Below are 15,787 nucleotides of genomic sequence, written 5' to 3' on the forward strand. Positions count from 1 at the left end.
GGCCTGCCCGGAAACCAACCGCACGGCGACGAAGGAGAGTTGTGGCTCATCTGCTGATGGTGGAGAGCTGGGTCGGATCGATGAGCAGGCTGCTGCCACGGGCGATCCGCGAGAGCGGGCACGAGTTCACCTTCCTCACCCGTGACCTGCACCACTACCTGCGCTCCGCACCCGAGGGCACCGCTCACCCGCTGCTGGCCGCCCGCCATGTGCTGACCGCTGACACCAACGACCCCGGCACCCTGCTACCGGAGGCCGAGCGGCTGCACACGGCCCTCGGCTTCGACGGGGTCATCACCTCGTGCGACTACTACCTGCCGGTGGCGGCGCGCATCGCGGACCGCCTGCGCCTCCCCGGCCCCTCGGCCGAGGCGGTGGAGACCGCCTGCCGCAAGGACGCCACCCGGCGCGCCCTCGACGCCGCCGGACTGCCCGGACCCCGGTTCGCGGTCCGCTCCGGCTGGGCCGAGGTGGCCGACGCGGCCCGCGACATCGGCTATCCGCTGGTGGTGAAGCCCGTGGACCTGTGCGCCGGGATGTACGTACGGCGCGTCGACGACGAGGCCGCGCTGCGGGACGCGTGGCGCGCGCTCGACGGCTTCCCGGTCAACGCCCGGGGACAGCGCCGCTCCCCCGCCGTACTGCTCGAAGAGCTGCTCGACGGCCCGGAGGTCAGCGTCGAAACCGTGTCGTACGACGGCACCACCGAGGTCATCGGGGTGACCGACAAGAGCGTCGGCGGGGCGCCCGCGTTCATCGAGACCGGCCACATGTTCCCCGCCACCCTCGCGCCCGCCGACGACCGGGCGGCGCGCGAGACCGCGCTGTCCGCCCTGAAGGCGCTCGGTCTGGACGGCGTCGTGGCGCACACCGAGATCAAGCTGACCGCAGCCGGGCCACGCGTGGTGGAGGTCAACCCGCGCCCCGCGGGCAACCGCATCACCGAACTCATCCGCCACGTCACCGGGATCGACCTCGCCACCGCCTGCGTGGACGTCGCCCTCGGCCACCGGCCCGACCTGCGGGGCTGGGACACCGGGCTGCGCAGCGCCGCCATCGGCTTTCTGGTGCCGGACACCACGGGCACCCTGGCCGCGATCGACGGCGGCGACACCGTACGGGAGGCGCCGGACGTCCTGGAGGTCCAGCTCACCGAGCCCGGCGCGGCCGTCACGGCGGCCGGGAACAACAACGCGTACCTCGGCCACGTCATGGCGGGCGACCCCGAGGGGCCCGGCGCCCGCGACCGGGTCGAAGCGCTGCTGTCCGGACTGCGCCCGCGGCTGGTGGCCCGGTGACCGCACGCCCGGGCCCGCTCACCGCCGCGCCGCCGTGTGCCTCGTACGAAGACCTGGTCGACCGGGTGCTGGACGGCGCCTTCGGGCCCGATCCGCGCACCCAGCGGATCGCCGTGGCCTTCACCACGCGCCAGGCCGTACGCCACGACGGCCGCAGCGGCGGCTACCGCAACGAGGTGCTGAGCCTGCGGCTGGGCGAGGCCGTCGGCTCGTGCGCGGTCGAGCCGGGCGCGCTGCCCGACGAGGCGATCGACGACTGCGTCGGCGCGGACGTGGCGCGGCTGCTGCGCCACGAGCTGACACCGGTCCGTATCGCCGCACTCGACGCCTATCTCCTGCGGACGCTGCCGCACACCTCCCCAGCGTCCGGTGCATACCCCCAGCCGCTGGCCGCCGGTACCTCGCTGGAGAAGTCCCGTGCCCGCGCCGAGGCCGTCACCGGGCTGCTCGGCCCGGCGCCGGGCCAAACCGTGCTGGTGGTCGGAGTCGTCAACTCCCTTCTGGAAGCCTTGCGTTCACGCGGCCTCGGCTATGTGGCGTGCGATCTCAAGGGCGGTACGACGGAGTGGGGCGAGCCGGTCGTCACCGACGCGCTGGCCCAGCTGGACCGCTGCGACGCCGTGCTCGCCTCCGGTATGACACTCGGCAACGGCACCTTCGAGCCGCTGCGCGAACACGCGCTGCGCCACGGGAAGCCGCTGGTGATGTTCGCCCAGACCGGCAGCGCGATCCTGCCGCGTTTCCTGGGCGCCGGGGTCAGCGCGGTGTGCGCCGAGCCGTACCCCTTCTTCTGGCTCGACGGCGGCCCCGGGCTCATTCACTGTTATGGGGGTTCCGCATGACCACGGCCGTCCAGCACACCACCGCCAACCCCGACCTCCTCGCCCTGCTCGGCCGCACCCCGCTCGCCCGGGTCACCACCGATCTGCCCTGCCCCCACCCCGGTTTCTGGGCCAAGCTCGAAGGGCTCGGCGCCGGTGGCATGAAGGCCCGCGCCGCAGTGTCCATGCTGCTCGGCGCCCGGGAGCGCGGGGAACTGCGGCCCGGCGCCCCGGTGGTGGAGTCCACCTCCGGCACCCTCGGCGTCGGGCTCGCCTTCGCGGGCCAGGCGCTCGGCCACCCCATCGTGCTGGTGTGCGACACCGAGCTGGAACCGTCGATGCGGCGGTTGCTGCGTACCTACGGTGCCCAGCTGGAACTTGTCGACCGCCCGGCGCCCGAGGGCGGCTGGCAGGCCGCGCGCCTCGCCCGGCTGCGCGCGCTGCGGACCCTGCTGCCGGACGCGTACTGGCCCGACCAGTACAACAACCCCGACAACACGGCCGGTTACGCCTCCCTTGCCCATGAACTCACCGCCCAGCTCGACCACCTCGACATCCTGGTGTGCAGCGTCGGCACCGGCGGCCACAGCGCGGGCCTCGTCCGCCCGCTGCGCGCTCGCTGGCCCGGGCTGCGGCTCATCGGCGTGGACGCCACCGGCTCGACCATCTTCGGCCAGCCCGCCCGGCCCCGGCTCATGCGCGGTCTGGGCAGCAGCATCCATCCGCGCAACGTGGCGTACGGCGCCTTCGGCGAAGTCCACTGGATCGGCCCGGCCGAAGCGGCGGACTCCTGCCGCAGGCTGGCCCGGGGCAGCTTCGTCAGCGGCGGCTGGAGCACCGGCGCGGTCGCGCTGGTGTCCGCCTGGGCCGCCCGTGTCCACCCGGGCGCCGTCGTCGCCACCGTCTTCCCCGACGGGCCGCACCGCTACCTCGGCACCGTCTACGACGACGACTTCACCACCGCCCACGGCGTCGACCTGACCACCGCCGCCACCCGCCCCGTGCAGATCGCCCACCCGCACGCCGCCGAGGCCACCGGCTGGGCCCGCTGCACCACCGTCACCGACCCGCTGACCGGCGGGACCCCGACCCGGGAAGAGAGCCCGTGAACGTCAGCCAACGCACCGTGACGCTCCGCCTCGCCGAGCCACTGCGCATCTCCCGCTCCACCATGGCCGCGCGCGACGCCGTGTGGCTGCGGATCGAACACGCCGGGCAGCGCGGCCACGGAGAGGCCGTCAGCAGCGCGTACTACGGCCTGGACACCGCCGCCCTCCAGCGGCTGCTGCACGAAGCGGCCCTGGAGCTGGGCCGGTTCGCCGACCCGGAGAGCGCGCTGCGGGCCCTGTGGGAGGAGCAACCGGGCCACCGCCCCGCCGCGGTGACGGCGGCCGTCGAATCCGCCCTCCTCGACCTGTGCGGCAAGCGCGCGGGACACCCCGTCCACCGGCTCGTCGGCGCCACCGCCGAGCCGTACGCCGCCACCGCCCGCACGATCGGCATCGTCGCGGCCGAGCGCGCGGCGGTGCGGGCCCGGTGCCTGGCCGACAGCGGGTTCTCCGTCATCAAGGTCAAGGCCGGTACCCCGGACCCCGAGGACGACCTGGCGCGGATACGGGCCGTACGGGCCGCCGCACCCCACGCCCGGCTGCTGCTCGACCCCAACGGCGCCTGGACCACCGCCCAGGCGCGCCAACTACTGCCCCAATGCGCCGAGTTGGGCGTCGAGGCCGTCGAGCAGCCCATCGCGCCGGGCGACCCCGAGGCGCTGGCCCGGCTCGCCGCGCACGCGCCGCTCCCGGTCATCGCCGACGAGGACGCGGTGGCCTACGAGGACGTCCGCCGCCTCGCCGGACGGGTCCAGGGTGTCAACGTCAAGCTCGCCAAGTGCGGTGGTGTCCACGCCGCGCTGCGGATCGCCTCGCTCATCGAGGGCAGCGGCACCGCGCTGATGCTCGGCTGCCTGACCGCCAGCACCCTCGGGATCGCCCCCGCCGTCCACCTCGCGGGCCACGCCCGCTGGACCGACCTGGACGGACACCTGCTGCTGGCCCGCGACCCGTGGACCGGCATCGGCGGCACCGACGGCGTGGTGCGGGCCAGTGGCCACCCCGGGCTCGGCGTACGGCCACTGGCCACCACCGAGGAGACGGGAGAGGAGGGCCGCCGTGAAAATGTGGCGTGAACTGCGCGGCTTCCCGCTCGCCATCCGGTTGCTGCTGGTCAACCAGCTCGGCGTCAACACCGGCTTCTATCTGCTCATCCCGTATCTCGCCACCCACCTCGGCGAGGATCTGGGCATGTCGGCGGCGGTCGTCGGCATCGTCCTCGGGGTGCGCAACCTCAGCCAGCAGGGACTGTTCCTGATCGGCGGATCGGCCGCGGACCGGCTCGGCGCGCGGAACGTCATCATCGCCGGATGCGCCGTACGCACCGCCGGATTCGCCCTGTTCGCGCTCGGCGACGGACTGCCGGTACTGCTGGCCGCGTCCGTGCTCAGCGGCCTCGCGGGGGCGCTGTTCAACCCGGCCGTGCGCGCGTATCTCGCCCGGGAGGCGGGCGGGCGCAGGGCGGAGGCGTTCGCTCTGTTCAACGTGTTCGCCACCACCGGCGCCCTCATCGGGCCCCTGCTCGGCAGCGCCCTGCTGCTCGTGGACTTCCGCGCCTCGGCGCTCACCGCCGCCGCCATCTTCGCGGTGCTGACCGTGGCGCAGGCGCTGGTGCTGCCCGCCCGGGAGGTCGAGCCGTCGTCCGGCGGTGTCCTCTCGGACTGGCGGGAAGTGGTGGGAAACCGGGCCTTCCTGGCGTTCGCCCTGGCCATGGTCGGCATGTTCACCCTGGAGAACCAGCTGTATCTGCTGCTGCCCGCCGGGGCGCGCCAGGCCACCGGCTGGGACGGCGCGGCCGGGCTGGTGTTCCTCGTCGGCACGGTCGCCAACCTGGCGCTGCAACTGCGCGTCACCCGCGCCCTGAAGCGGCGTGGCAGCCGGGGCCGGTGGATCGGCGCGGGCCTCGCGCTGATGGGGCTGGCGTTCGTACCGCCGATGCTGGTGGCGGGGGCCTCGCCCGGTGGCCGTGGCACGGCGGTGCTGTACGCGCTGCCGGTGCTGGCCGGTGCGCTGCTGCTCTACCTCGGGGTGATGGCCGCCCAGCCGTTCGTGATGGACCTGATCCCGGGCTTCGGGCGGCCGGAGCTGACCGGCACCTACTTCGGGGTGTTCTACGTGGTGTCCGGCATCGCCGCTGCCGTGGGCAACACGGCCGTCGGCTGGGCCATGGACACCGGGGAGGGCGGCGCCGCGTGGCTGCCGTGGGCCTGCTGCCTGTGCTTCGGCCTCGCCTCGGCGGGCGGCGTCGCCTGGCTGCACCGCACGGGCGCGCTGCCCGCCCGTACCGAGCCCCTGGTGGCGGCCGCGTGAGCGGGGACAGGAGCTGCGACATGGGATCCGGCAATCTGCTGACCGACAGCCCCGCGCTGTACGAGGCCCGGTTCCCGGACCCCGAACGGCTGGCCGGGCGCTGGGCCGAGGACACCCTGCGGCGGTACGGCGCGGGGCCGCGCGTCCTGGACCTCGGCTGCGGCACCGGGCGCGACGCCGCGCATCTGCACCGCGCGGGCCGCACGGTGACCGGCGCCGATATGTCCACCGCCATGCTCGACCACGCGCGCGAGCGGCATCCCGGGCCGGAGTACCGCCGGGCCGATCTGCGCGGCTTCGCACTCGGCACGTACGACGCCGTCGTGTGTCTGGACAGCGCCCTGCTGTACTGCCACACCAACGACGAACTCGACGGCTTCCTCGCCTCCTGCCACCGCGCTCTGGCACCCGGTGGCCTGCTCGTCGCGGAGATGCGCAACGGCGCCTACTTCCTGGGCCGCACCGACCTCCTGGACACTCCGGCCGTCAACGCGTTCACCTGGCGGGGAACCGGCTACCGGTCCACCACCACCCTCCGCGTCGACCGGACCGCGCAACTGCTGCGCCGCACCCGGGTGTGGACCGCCGACGACGGTTCGCCACCGGTCGAGCAGCGCTCCGCGTGGCGGCTGCTGCTCCCCCAGGAGCTGCGCCACTTCCTGGCCGCACACGGTTTCACCGTCCTCGCCCTGTACGACGGGCCGGGCCCGCGCACCGAACCGCCGTGGCGGGACGGCGACACCCCCGGCGACAGGGCCGACGCCGACCGGCTGCACCTCATCGCCCGGCTGGAAAACCCCTGACCGCCTAGCCAAGGACACCTCATGCATGACGACCCCGCGCCCCGCCTCCGCCACCCGGGCCTCCGCCACCCGGGCCTCCACCGCCGTGGCTTCCTCGCCGCCTCGGGCGCGGCCTCGCTCGGCGCGCTCACCCTCACCGGATGTGGCGGCGCTCCCTCCGGCGCGCCCGGACCGGGCGAGGGCAAGCCGAAGCGCGGCGGGCGGCTGCGCGCCGCGTTCGCCGGTGGCGGGGCGAGCGAAAGCCTCGATCCGCACCTGGGCGCCCTGTTCGCCGACGCCGCCCGCGCCAAGGCGCTCTACGACAAGCTCGCCGACTACGACGCGAACCTCGTGGCCCGGCCGCGCCTCGCCACGTCGTGGGAGCCGAACGCGGGCCTGGACCGCTGGAAGGTCACGCTCAGGGATGCCGCCTTCCACGACGGAAAGCCGGTGACCGCAGGCGATGTCCTCTACAGCTACCGCCGCATCGCCACCCCGGAGAAGGCCTTCCGCGCCAAGGCGTCGCTGGAGCCCATCGATCTGAAGGCCAGCCGGGCGCTGGACCGGCGGACGGTCGAGTTCGTCCTCAAGCGCCCGACCGCCGAATTCCCCAATGTGCTCGCCGCGTTCGGCGCGTACATCGTCCCCGAGGGCGCCGAGGACTTCGATCGGACGCCGGTCGGCAGCGGGCCCTTCCGCCTCGTCTCGTTCTCCCCCGGCCGCTCCACCGTGCTGCGGCGCAACGACGCCTACTGGGACGGCGCGCCCTACCTCGACCGGCTGGAATTCATCGTCGCGAACGACGAGTCCGCGCGCGTCAACTCCCTCCTCGGCGGCCAGGTGGAGTACGCCCACGAGCTGAACCCCACCACGGCGCGCGCCCACGAGGGGACCGGCCAGATCGAGATCGTCCGGCTGAAGGGCAGCGCCATGCAGGCGTTCGCCATGAAGACCGACCGCCCGCCCTTCGACGACCAGCGGGTCCGCGAGGCGTTCTTCCTCATCGCCGACCGGAAGGAGCTGGTGGACGGCGCCCTGTCCGGGGCGGGCGAGATCGGCAACGACCTCTTCGGCAAGGGCTACGCGTACTACGCCGACGGCCTGCCGCAGCGCGAACAGGACCTCGGACGCGCCCGCGAGCTGCTGAAAGAGGCGGGCGCGGAAGACCTCAGGGTCACCCTCGACACCTCGGCCGTCGCCGCCGGATTCACCGAGGCCGCCGGGATCTTCCGCGACCAGGCCGCCAAGGCCGGGGTCACCATCACGGTGCGCAACGGCAGCAAGGACTCGTACTGGAACGACATCCTCGACTCCGGCACCCTGTGCAGCTACCGCTCCGGCGCCATGCCCATCGAATCCCATATCTCCCAGCGGCTGCTCACCGGCTCCACCACCAACGCCACCCACTGGCAGCACAAGGACTTCGACGCCCTCTACCAGCAGGCCCAGTCCACCAGGGACGCCAAGCAGCGGGCGGCGGTGTACGCGCGCATGCAGCGCCGTCTGTACGCCGAAGGGGGCTTCCTGGTCTGGGGGTTCGCCGACTGGATCATCGGTACGGCCCGCACGGTCGGCGGCGTGGCGCGCGACGCACCGGCCAACACCCTGGACTGGGCCCGGTTCGACAAGGTCTGGCTGCGGTGACGGGTCTGCGCTCCTGGCTCGCCCGGCGGCTGCTGCTCGGCGCGGCGCAGACCGTGGCCGTGGTGCTGCTGGTGTTCGCGCTGGCCGAGGCGCTGCCGGGCGACGCGGCCGTGGCGCTGGCTGGGGACCAGCCCGACCCGGCGCGGATCGCCGCCATCCGGGACGCCATGGACCTGGACCGCCCCGCGTACGCGCGGCTGCTGGACTGGGCGTCCGGGCTGCTCCACGGCGACCTGGGCACCTCGCTGGTCTCCGGCCGCCCCGTCACCTCGTACGTCACCGATGGCATCCCGCCGACGCTGCTCCTCGCCGGGCTCACGCTGCTACTCCTGGTGCCGCTGGGCGTCGGCCTCGGGGTGCTCGCGGCGCGCCACGAGGGGCGCCGTACGGACCGGGTCATCAGCTCGGTGGCGCTCGGGGTGTACGCCGTCCCCGAATTCGCCCTCGGCACCCTCCTGGTGACCGTGTTCGCGCTGCGTCTTGGCTGGTTTCCGCCGACCGCCGTGGGCTACGGCACCGATCTGCTCGCCCACCCCGCCACCCTGGCGCTGCCCGTGCTGGTGCTGCTGTCCCGGCCGGTGTGCTCGCTGGCCCGGCTGGTGCGCGCCGGGATGATCGACGCGCTGGCCTCGCCGTACGCCGCCCAGGCCCGCCGGTACGGCGTCTCCGGCGTCCGGGTCCGCTACGCGCACGCCCTGCCGAACGCGGTCGCCCCGGCCGCCCAGCACCTGGCCCGCACCGTGGACTGGCTGCTGTGCGGGGTCATCGTCGTGGAGGGCCTCTTCGTGATCCCGGGGCTGGGAACCGTCCTGCTGAACGCGGTCGCCGAGCGCGACATGCCCATCGTCCAGGGGCTCGCGGTGGTGTTCGGGCTCATCACCGTCGTCCTCAACACCGGCGCCGATCTGGTGGCCCACCGGTTCGCTCCCCGGGCGGAGGTGGCGGCGTGAGGACCCACCCCGGCAAGCGGGGGCGCTACGCGGTCGCGGTCGTGCTCACCGGTGTGCCGCTCGCCCTGGCCCTGTTCGGGCCGCTCTTCGCGGGCGAGGCCGGGCCGCGCGGCGTGTCCTTCACGCTCGGCGGCGGCCACTGGCTCGGCACCGACTTCACCGGCCGCGACGTGGGGCGGCAGATCCTGCTCGGCGGACGCCCGGTGGTCCTGGTCTCGTTCGCCGCGACGGCCCTCACCTATCTGATCGCCCTGCCGGTCGGGCTGCTGGCCGCGCTGACCCATCGGCGGTGGCTGGACGACCTGCTGATGCGTCCCCTCGATGTGCTGCTCGCGGTGCCGTCGCTGCTGCTGCTCCTGCTGGTGGCCACCGCCGTCCCGCCGGGCGCCGTGGGGCTCGCCCTGCTGGTGGCGCTCGCCACCATCCCGGACGCCGCCCGGACCGTACGCGCCGCCGCGGCCGAGGCCGCCTCGCGCCCCGCCGTGGAGGCGCTGCGCATGCAGGGCGAGACATGGTGGCGGATCGGCTTCGGCTATGTCGGCCGGTCGGTGCTGCGCACCCTCGCCACCGACGCCGGTATCCGGCTCACCGGGGTGCTGTATCTGGTGGCCACGGCCGCGTTCCTGGGCATCGGCGTCGCGCCGGACGCCGCGGACTGGGCCGTCATGGTGGACCGCAACCGCACCGGGCTGTTCGTCCAGCCCTGGGCGGCCGTGGTGCCCGCGCTGCTGATCGTCGCCCTGACCACGGGATGCAACCTGCTGTGCGACGCCGTACTGGAACGCCGTCGGCGACTGGAGAAGGGGGAACGGACATGAAGCCGGTCGCGGAGATCGAGGACTTGCGCGTCGAGACCGGCGGCCGGGCCATTGTCGACGGGGTGAGCCTGCGGGCGCTGCCCGGGAAGGTCATCGCGCTGGTGGGCTCGTCCGGCAGTGGCAAGACCACCACGGGCCTCGCGCTGCTCGGCGAGTACCCGCCGGGGGCGAAGGTCACCGGCCGGGTCCGGGTGGCCGACGGCCTGGCCGGATACGTGCCCCAGCACCCGGCCGCCGTCCTCAACCCGGCCCGCCGGGTCGGCGCGCTGCTCGGTGACATCGCGCGCGGCCAGGTGCGGCAGCTGCCGCGCTCCGAGCGCCGCGCGGGGTCACGCGAACGTGTTCTCACCGCCCTGGCGCAGGCCCAACTCCCGGACGGGGGCGCGATGTTGCGCCGCTATCCGCATCAGCTGTCGGGCGGCCAGCAGCAACGTGTCGTGCTCGCGCAGGCGCTGCTGCTCGGGGCCCGGGTGGTGGTCGCGGACGAACCGACCACCGGGCAGGACCCGGTGGCGAAGCGGCGTATCGTCGAGCGGCTGTCCTCGGTGGCCGCGCAGGGCATCGCGGTGGTGCTGCTCAGCCACGACCTCGACGTGGTGCGGACCCTGGCCGACGAAGTGGCGGTGATGCGCGACGGGAAGGTGGTGGAGGCGGGACCGGCCGAGCGGGTGTGGCACTCCCCCGCCCACGCCTGGACCCGCGAACTCCTCGCGGCACACGGATCCACGACCGGGGCCACGGGACCCGCGACCGGGGCCACGAAGCCCTCGACCACGACACACGCGCCCGCGACCGGTACCACGGCTCCCGTGCCACCCGGCGACGCCGTCCTGCGGGTGCGCGGCCTGACCGCCCGCCACGGCTCGACCCCTGTGCTCCGTACCGGCGAACTCACCGTGCGCACCGGCACCTGTCTGGCCGTCCTCGGCCCCTCGGGCAGCGGCAAGACCACCCTCGGCCGCTGCCTGGCCGGACTCCACCGGGACCACGACGGGCAGGTGCTGCTCGACGGGACGCCACTGCCGCGCAGCCTGCGCGTCCGCACCCGGGAGCAGACCGCCGCCGTCCAGTACGTGTTCCAGGACCCACGGGCCGCCTTCGACGAACACCGGCCGGTGCTGGACCAGGTGGCGCGCACGGCGGTACGGCTCAGGGGCGCGGCCCCGGCCGAGGCGCGGGCCGAGGCACGGGCGACCCTGGCCCGCCTCGGGCTGGCGGACGAGCTGGTACAGCGGCTCCCCGGGCAGCTGTCCGGGGGCGAACTCCAGCGGGCGGCGCTGGCCCGTGCCCTGCTCGCCCGGCCCCGGGTGCTGGTGTGCGACGAGATCACTTCGGGCCTGGACACCGTCACCCGGCGCGGCCTCCTCGATCTGCTCGCCGCGCTGCTGCGCGACCGCGACGACCTGGCGCTGATCCTCATCACCCACGACACGGACACCGCTTCGCTCGCCACGCGGACCGTGGTGCTGGACGCGGGTGAGGTGGTCGAGCACTAGTTTTGGTTATCATTTTCATCTAGCTGCTACGGTGGCAGCCACACCCCTGGACACGACCCCGGAGAGGACCCATGTCCGCCCACTGCCAACTCACCGGCCGGAAGCCCGGCTTCGGCAACCATGTCTCGCACTCCCACCGCCGCACCAAGCGCCGGTTCGACCCCAACATCCAGCGCAAGCGTTACTGGCTCGCCAGCGAGGGCCGCCATGTGCGGCTCACCCTCAGCGCCAGGGCCGTCAAGACCGTCGACAGCATCGGCGTCGAGGCCGCCGTGGCCCGCATCCGCGCCCGGGGAGGAAAGGTCTGATGGCCAAGAAGAGCAAGATCGCCAAGAATGAGCAGCGGCGCGCGATCGTCGCCCGCTACGCCAAGCGCCGCGCCCAGCTGAAGGCGCTCATCGCCGCTCCGCACACCCCGGAGGAGGAACGCCTGGCCGCCGAGCGGGAGCTGCGCCGCCAGCCGCGCGACGCCAGCGCCACCCGCGTACGCAACCGGGACTCCGTCGACGGCCGCCCCCGTGGCCATCTGCGCGCCTTCGGTCTGTCCCGCATCCGGCTGCGCGAGATGGCGCACGCGGGCGAGCTGCCCGGGGTGACCAAGAGCAGCTGGTGACGCCGCCCGTACACACGCCGCCACCCCCGGCCGGGCCGGGGGTGGCGGCGTATCCATGAGCCATCAGCGAGGCATCAGCCCGCACCGGCCGTGGCCTCGGGCTGGGCCTGCGGCGCGGGGCTGGGGCGCCCCGCCGGGCGGGTGGCGGCGGACACGGCCACCATCACCACGGTGTTGAGGACCAGCGCGATGACGCCCACGTTCAGATCCTTGATCGCTTGCGGGAATCCCGGCAGCAGACTGCCGACCGTGGCGCCGGAGAGGGTGACGGCGGCGACCGTGACCACTCCGACGAGGATGCCCGCGGCCGCTCCCTGCTTGGTGACCGGATTCCGCTTGGCCAGACTCGCCAGCAGGGCGGGGAAGAGCTGGGTCACCAGGGCGTAGCCCATGAGCAGCAGCGACACGATCGAACTGCCGCCGTTGAAGGTGAAGTAGAGGGACACCAGCGCGAGCGCGGGAACCAGCCACTGTGCCAGGCGGGTCACCTGGCGGTCACTGCTCTGCGGGCGGGCGAGTCGGTAGACGTTCTTCGCCAGGCAGGTCGCGGACGTCATGAGGAGCAGCGATCCGGGGACCAGCGCGGTGAGCAGCCCCGCGCCGCCGACGATGCCCACGAACCACGAGGGGAACGTGGCGGTGGTGATGCGCAGCAGCGAGAGGTCCGCGTCGGCGCCCTTGAGGCCGGGCACGACGAGGATGGCGGCGAAGCCTACGAAGAAGACGAAGAGCAGGATGAGCTGGTAGAGCGGCATGAAGATGGCGTTGCGGCGGAAGACACGCTCGTTCTGCGCGCTGTAGGCGGCGCTGAAGGTGTGCGGCCACATGTAGAAGCCGAGCGCCGAGAGGAACACGGTGGAGGAGAACCACGAGGTGCTCATGCCGCTGGAAGGCAGGGTGAGGAAGCCCGCCTGGCTCTTGTCGACCGCCTGGAACATGTTCTCGAAGCCGCCGAAGTAGTGGATCGGCAGATAGATGCCCAGGATCAGGACGACCGCGAGGATGGTCACGTCCTTCATGACAGCGGTCCACGCGGAACCGTGGATGCCCGAGATGGTGACGTAGACGGTCAGGGCGACCGTGCCGATCACGATGGCCCAGTGGGAGGGGATGCGTCCGTCGGAGGAGACGGACACAATGATCCCGAGCCCCTTCAGCTGCAGGACGAGGTACGGCACCATCGCGATGACACCGACGAGGGCCACGAGGGCGCCGAGCAGCGGGCTCTCGAACTTGGCCACGAAGAAGTCGGACTGCGAGATCAGCCGGTGCTGCTTGGCGTACCGCCACACGGCCGGGAGCAGCCAGTAGGACAGCACATAGGCGAGTGAGGCGTAACAGAGGATGTAGTACGCCGGGGCGCCCTTGCCGTACGCCCAGCCCGAGGCGCCGAGGAAGGTGAAGGTCGTGTAGATCTCGCCGGCCAGCAGCAGGAAGACGAAGATCGTACCGAAGCCGCGGCCGCCGACCGACCACTGTTCGAGGTCCATGTCCCTGCCGCGGCGGGCGCGCAGCCCCAGCAGCAGCGAGGCGGCGAGGAAGAGGCCGATGACGGCGAGGGCGATCACGAGGTGGTCTCCTCACGGTTGGCGGGGTCGAGCCGGTAGATGACGGCCATGGTCACCGAGATCAGCACGACCCACAGGACCAGCCAGAAGAGGATGAACGGCATACCGAGGACGTAGGGCGTCACCCGGTTGACGAAGAAGATCCCCCCGAGGATCCCGAGAAACGGGATCGCGCCGAGCAGATGGATGGGTTTCACGTCAAGAACCTCCTGGGGCGGGCCGCACTCCACAGACGGGGCGGGGCTCCTCTGGGGATGACACGAGCGTGGGACGGTCCCGCCGGGGTGCTGGGGGTGCTGCCACCGGGGGACGGCTCGGCCCATGGGAGGGGGTGGTCACCTCTCCCCATCCAGGCCATTCCACTTCGCGGAAAACTTTTTTCAACTTGGGAGATGTATAGGTCCGCCGCGAAGCCATGTCAACGCTTCGCACGGACCGGATGGATCAAACATTTTGTTGAAGCGGGCCCATCGCCATCAACCGCCGCCAGGGGCTTGACGCCAGCGCACCTCGCGGGTTGTTATTCCGCTAAGCAAAAAACACTATCCGCATCGTGGAAGTTGCGGAGCACTCTCCTTCCTGGGATGTGAGACATGAGCGACCACCGCCTCCCGTACACGGTCAACCTGTCGATCCTGTTCACCGAGCTGCCGCTGCTGGAGCGCCCGGCCGCGGCGAAGGCCGCCGGGTTCGACGCCGTCGAGTTCTGGTGGCCCCACACCGTGGCGGTGCCGGAGGACAAGGACATCGACGCCTTCATCCGGGCGGTGCGGGACGCCGGGGTCCGGCTGACCGGGCTGAACTTCTTCGCCGGGGACATGCCCGGCGGCGACCGCGGCCTGGTGTCCTGGCCCGCCCGCGGCACGGAGTTCCGCGACAACATCGACGTGACCGTGGCCATCGGCGAACAGCTGGGCTGCCGCGCGTTCAACGCCCTCTACGGCAACCGCGTCGAGGGAGCCGACCCGGCCGAGCAGGACGCCCTCGCCACCGAGAACCTGGCGCTCGCCGCCGAGGCCGCCGGGCGCATCGGCGGCACGGTCCTGGTGGAGCCGGTCAGCGGCGCCCCCGCGTATCCGCTGCTCACCGCGGCGGACGCGCTCGGCGTCATCGACCGGGTCGAGCGCGCGTCCGGCGCCCGCAACCTCCGCCTCCTCGCCGACCTCTACCACCTGGCCGTCAACGGCGACGACGTGGCGCGGGTGATCGCCGACCACGCCGGACGCGTCGGCCACGTCCAGATCGCGGACGCGCCCGGCAGGGGCGCCCCGGGCACCGGCGGGCTGGACCTCGACGGGCAGCTGACCGCGCTGGAGAAGGCGGGCTACGACGGCTGGGTGGGCCTGGAGTACAAGGCCCAGGGCCCGGGCGCCGACAGCTTCGACTGGCTCCCGCGCGAGCGGCGCGGCAGCTCCGCCCAGGCCTGACCCGGTGTCCGAACAACCGCCACGATACGAAGGAGCGCCACGATGACCGCCACACCACGGAAGATCGCCTTCATCGGCCTGGGCATCATGGGCGGCCCGATGGCCGCCAACCTGGTCAGGGCCGGGCACACCGTCACCGGCTACAACCGCGGCCGCCCCGCCGTCGACAAGCTCATCGCGGCCGGTGGCCACGGCGCGGACAGCATCGCCCAGGCGGTGCGCGACGCCGAGGTCGTCATCACCATGGTCCCTGCCGACCCGCAGGTGAAGGAGGTCGTCCTCGGCGAGGACGGCGTCCTGGCCCACGCCACGCCGGGCACCCTGCTGATCGACATGAGCAGCATCACCCCGCAGACCTCCCTGGAGGTCGAGGCCGCCGCCAAGGAGAAGGGCGTCCGCACGCTGGACGCCCCGGTCTCCGGCGGTGAGGCCGGAGCGGTCGAGGGCGTGCTGTCCATCATGGTCGGCGGCGAGCCGGACGACTTCGCCGAGGCGGGGCCGGTGTTCGAGGCGCTGGGCACCACCCTCGTGCACGTCGGCCCGCACGGCTCCGGCCAGACGGTCAAGGCCGCCAACCAGCTGATGGTCGCCGTCCACCTCGAGGCGCTGGCCGAGGCCGTGGTGTTCCTGGAGAACGCCGGGGTGGACCTGGGGGCGGCGCTGGAGGTGCTGGGCGGCGGCCTGGCCGGGTCGACCGTGCTGGCCCGCAAGCGGGACGCCGTACTGAACCGTACGTTCCAGCCCGGTTTCCGCATCGATCTGCACCACAAGGACATGGGCATCGTCACCGACGCCGCCCGGGCGGTCGGCGCACCGCTGCCCGTCGGCTCCGTCGTCGCCCAGCTGGTCGCCTCCGCCCGCGCCTGCGGCGACGGCGGCCTGGACCACTCCGCACTGCTGCGCGGCGTCGAGCGCCTGGCCGGCCGCGACATCCACTGAACCCCCGGAACC

The 15,787-nt window shown here is 73.0% G+C and carries 16 protein-coding genes; 14 read left to right on the top strand and 2 right to left on the bottom strand.

The window, feature by feature from the left end; all coding sequences use genetic code 11:
- Positions 1-41 precede the first annotated feature (41 nt).
- From ACWC5C_RS10920 to rpsN, 12 genes are all read left to right on the top strand, one after another.
- Positions 42-1,298, top strand: coding sequence for an ATP-grasp domain-containing protein (locus ACWC5C_RS10920; protein WP_450875111.1), 1,257 nt, complete (start codon positions 42-44; stop codon positions 1,296-1,298).
- Positions 1,295-2,140 (top strand): Rossmann-like domain-containing protein, encoded by an 846-nt coding sequence (locus tag ACWC5C_RS10925; RefSeq protein WP_450875112.1) that lies wholly within the window; start codon positions 1,295-1,297, stop codon positions 2,138-2,140. The genes ACWC5C_RS10920 and ACWC5C_RS10925 overlap by 4 nt, the downstream gene beginning before the upstream one ends.
- Positions 2,137-3,228: a PLP-dependent cysteine synthase family protein gene (locus ACWC5C_RS10930; protein WP_450875113.1), complete on the top strand. Its 1,092-nt coding sequence runs from the start codon at positions 2,137-2,139 to the stop codon at positions 3,226-3,228. The genes ACWC5C_RS10925 and ACWC5C_RS10930 overlap by 4 nt, the downstream gene beginning before the upstream one ends.
- Complete coding sequence (locus ACWC5C_RS10935) at positions 3,225-4,304, top strand: enolase C-terminal domain-like protein (RefSeq protein ID WP_450875114.1); 1,080 nt, start codon at positions 3,225-3,227, stop codon at positions 4,302-4,304. Before ACWC5C_RS10930 ends, ACWC5C_RS10935 begins: the two co-directional genes overlap by 4 nt.
- A complete protein-coding gene (locus tag ACWC5C_RS10940; RefSeq protein WP_450875152.1) occupies positions 4,294-5,538 on the top strand; it encodes an MFS transporter in 1,245 nt (414 codons plus the stop codon). Before ACWC5C_RS10935 ends, ACWC5C_RS10940 begins: the two co-directional genes overlap by 11 nt.
- Before the next feature lie 20 nt (positions 5,539-5,558).
- Positions 5,559-6,341 (top strand): class I SAM-dependent DNA methyltransferase, encoded by a 783-nt coding sequence (locus ACWC5C_RS10945; RefSeq protein WP_450875115.1) that lies wholly within the window; start codon positions 5,559-5,561, stop codon positions 6,339-6,341.
- 21 nt (positions 6,342-6,362) lie between these two features.
- Positions 6,363-7,964 (top strand): ABC transporter substrate-binding protein, encoded by a 1,602-nt coding sequence (locus tag ACWC5C_RS10950; protein ID WP_450875116.1) that lies wholly within the window; start codon positions 6,363-6,365, stop codon positions 7,962-7,964.
- The gene (locus tag ACWC5C_RS10955; RefSeq protein WP_450875117.1) at positions 7,961-8,914 is read left to right on the top strand and encodes an ABC transporter permease; all 954 of its coding nucleotides are present in this window, start codon (positions 7,961-7,963) and stop codon (positions 8,912-8,914) included. The genes ACWC5C_RS10950 and ACWC5C_RS10955 overlap by 4 nt, the downstream gene beginning before the upstream one ends.
- Positions 8,911-9,732, top strand: a complete 822-nt coding sequence (locus ACWC5C_RS10960; protein ID WP_450875118.1) for an ABC transporter permease — start codon at positions 8,911-8,913, stop codon at positions 9,730-9,732. Before ACWC5C_RS10955 ends, ACWC5C_RS10960 begins: the two co-directional genes overlap by 4 nt.
- Positions 9,729-11,228, top strand: coding sequence for an ABC transporter ATP-binding protein (locus tag ACWC5C_RS10965; protein WP_450875119.1), 1,500 nt, complete (start codon positions 9,729-9,731; stop codon positions 11,226-11,228). The genes ACWC5C_RS10960 and ACWC5C_RS10965 overlap by 4 nt, the downstream gene beginning before the upstream one ends.
- A gap of 71 nt (positions 11,229-11,299) precedes the next feature.
- On the top strand, positions 11,300-11,536 hold the full coding sequence (gene rpmB, locus ACWC5C_RS10970) for a 50S ribosomal protein L28 (protein WP_385437540.1): 237 nt from the start codon (positions 11,300-11,302) through the stop codon (positions 11,534-11,536).
- Entirely contained in the window at positions 11,536-11,841 is a 306-nt protein-coding gene (gene rpsN, locus ACWC5C_RS10975) for a 30S ribosomal protein S14 (RefSeq protein ID WP_385437541.1), read from the top strand. Before rpmB ends, rpsN begins: the two co-directional genes overlap by 1 nt.
- A 74-nt stretch (positions 11,842-11,915) precedes the next feature.
- On the opposite strand, the gene ACWC5C_RS10980 is transcribed toward rpsN, so the two are convergent.
- Positions 11,916-13,409 (bottom strand): sodium:solute symporter family protein, encoded by a 1,494-nt coding sequence (locus ACWC5C_RS10980; RefSeq protein ID WP_450875120.1) that lies wholly within the window; start codon positions 13,407-13,409, stop codon positions 11,916-11,918.
- Complete coding sequence (locus ACWC5C_RS10985) at positions 13,406-13,606, bottom strand: DUF3311 domain-containing protein (protein WP_385437544.1); 201 nt, start codon at positions 13,604-13,606, stop codon at positions 13,406-13,408. Before ACWC5C_RS10985 ends, ACWC5C_RS10980 begins: the two co-directional genes overlap by 4 nt.
- 396 nt (positions 13,607-14,002) lie before the next feature.
- On the opposite strand from ACWC5C_RS10985, the gene ACWC5C_RS10990 reads away from it, so the two are divergent.
- Entirely contained in the window at positions 14,003-14,836 is an 834-nt protein-coding gene (locus ACWC5C_RS10990; protein WP_450875121.1) for a hydroxypyruvate isomerase family protein, read from the top strand.
- Between the two features lie 42 nt (positions 14,837-14,878).
- Positions 14,879-15,775, top strand: a complete 897-nt coding sequence (locus tag ACWC5C_RS10995) for a 2-hydroxy-3-oxopropionate reductase (RefSeq protein ID WP_450875122.1) — start codon at positions 14,879-14,881, stop codon at positions 15,773-15,775.
- The last annotated feature ends 12 nt before the right edge of the window (positions 15,776-15,787 follow it).

The sequence above is a fragment of the Streptomyces sp. NPDC001700 genome (genome assembly GCF_053596435.1).

What these genes read in the sequence shown, in the direction of transcription:
- ACWC5C_RS10990 (WP_450875121.1), top strand. Translation starts at nt 14,003, where the DNA reads ATGAGCGACCACCGCCTCCCGTACACGGTCAACCTGTCGATCCTGTTC.
- ACWC5C_RS10995 (WP_450875122.1), top strand. Translation starts at nt 14,879, where the DNA reads ATGACCGCCACACCACGGAAGATCGCCTTCATCGGCCTGGGCATCATG.
- ACWC5C_RS10940 (WP_450875152.1), top strand. Translation starts at nt 4,294, where the DNA reads ATGTGGCGTGAACTGCGCGGCTTCCCGCTCGCCATCCGGTTGCTGCTG.
- ACWC5C_RS10945 (WP_450875115.1), top strand. Translation starts at nt 5,559, where the DNA reads ATGGGATCCGGCAATCTGCTGACCGACAGCCCCGCGCTGTACGAGGCC.
- rpsN (WP_385437541.1), top strand. Translation starts at nt 11,536, where the DNA reads ATGGCCAAGAAGAGCAAGATCGCCAAGAATGAGCAGCGGCGCGCGATC.
- rpmB (WP_385437540.1), top strand. Translation starts at nt 11,300, where the DNA reads ATGTCCGCCCACTGCCAACTCACCGGCCGGAAGCCCGGCTTCGGCAAC.
- ACWC5C_RS10965 (WP_450875119.1), top strand. Translation starts at nt 9,729, where the DNA reads ATGAAGCCGGTCGCGGAGATCGAGGACTTGCGCGTCGAGACCGGCGGC.
- ACWC5C_RS10950 (WP_450875116.1), top strand. Translation starts at nt 6,363, where the DNA reads ATGCATGACGACCCCGCGCCCCGCCTCCGCCACCCGGGCCTCCGCCAC.
- ACWC5C_RS10930 (WP_450875113.1), top strand. Translation starts at nt 2,137, where the DNA reads ATGACCACGGCCGTCCAGCACACCACCGCCAACCCCGACCTCCTCGCC.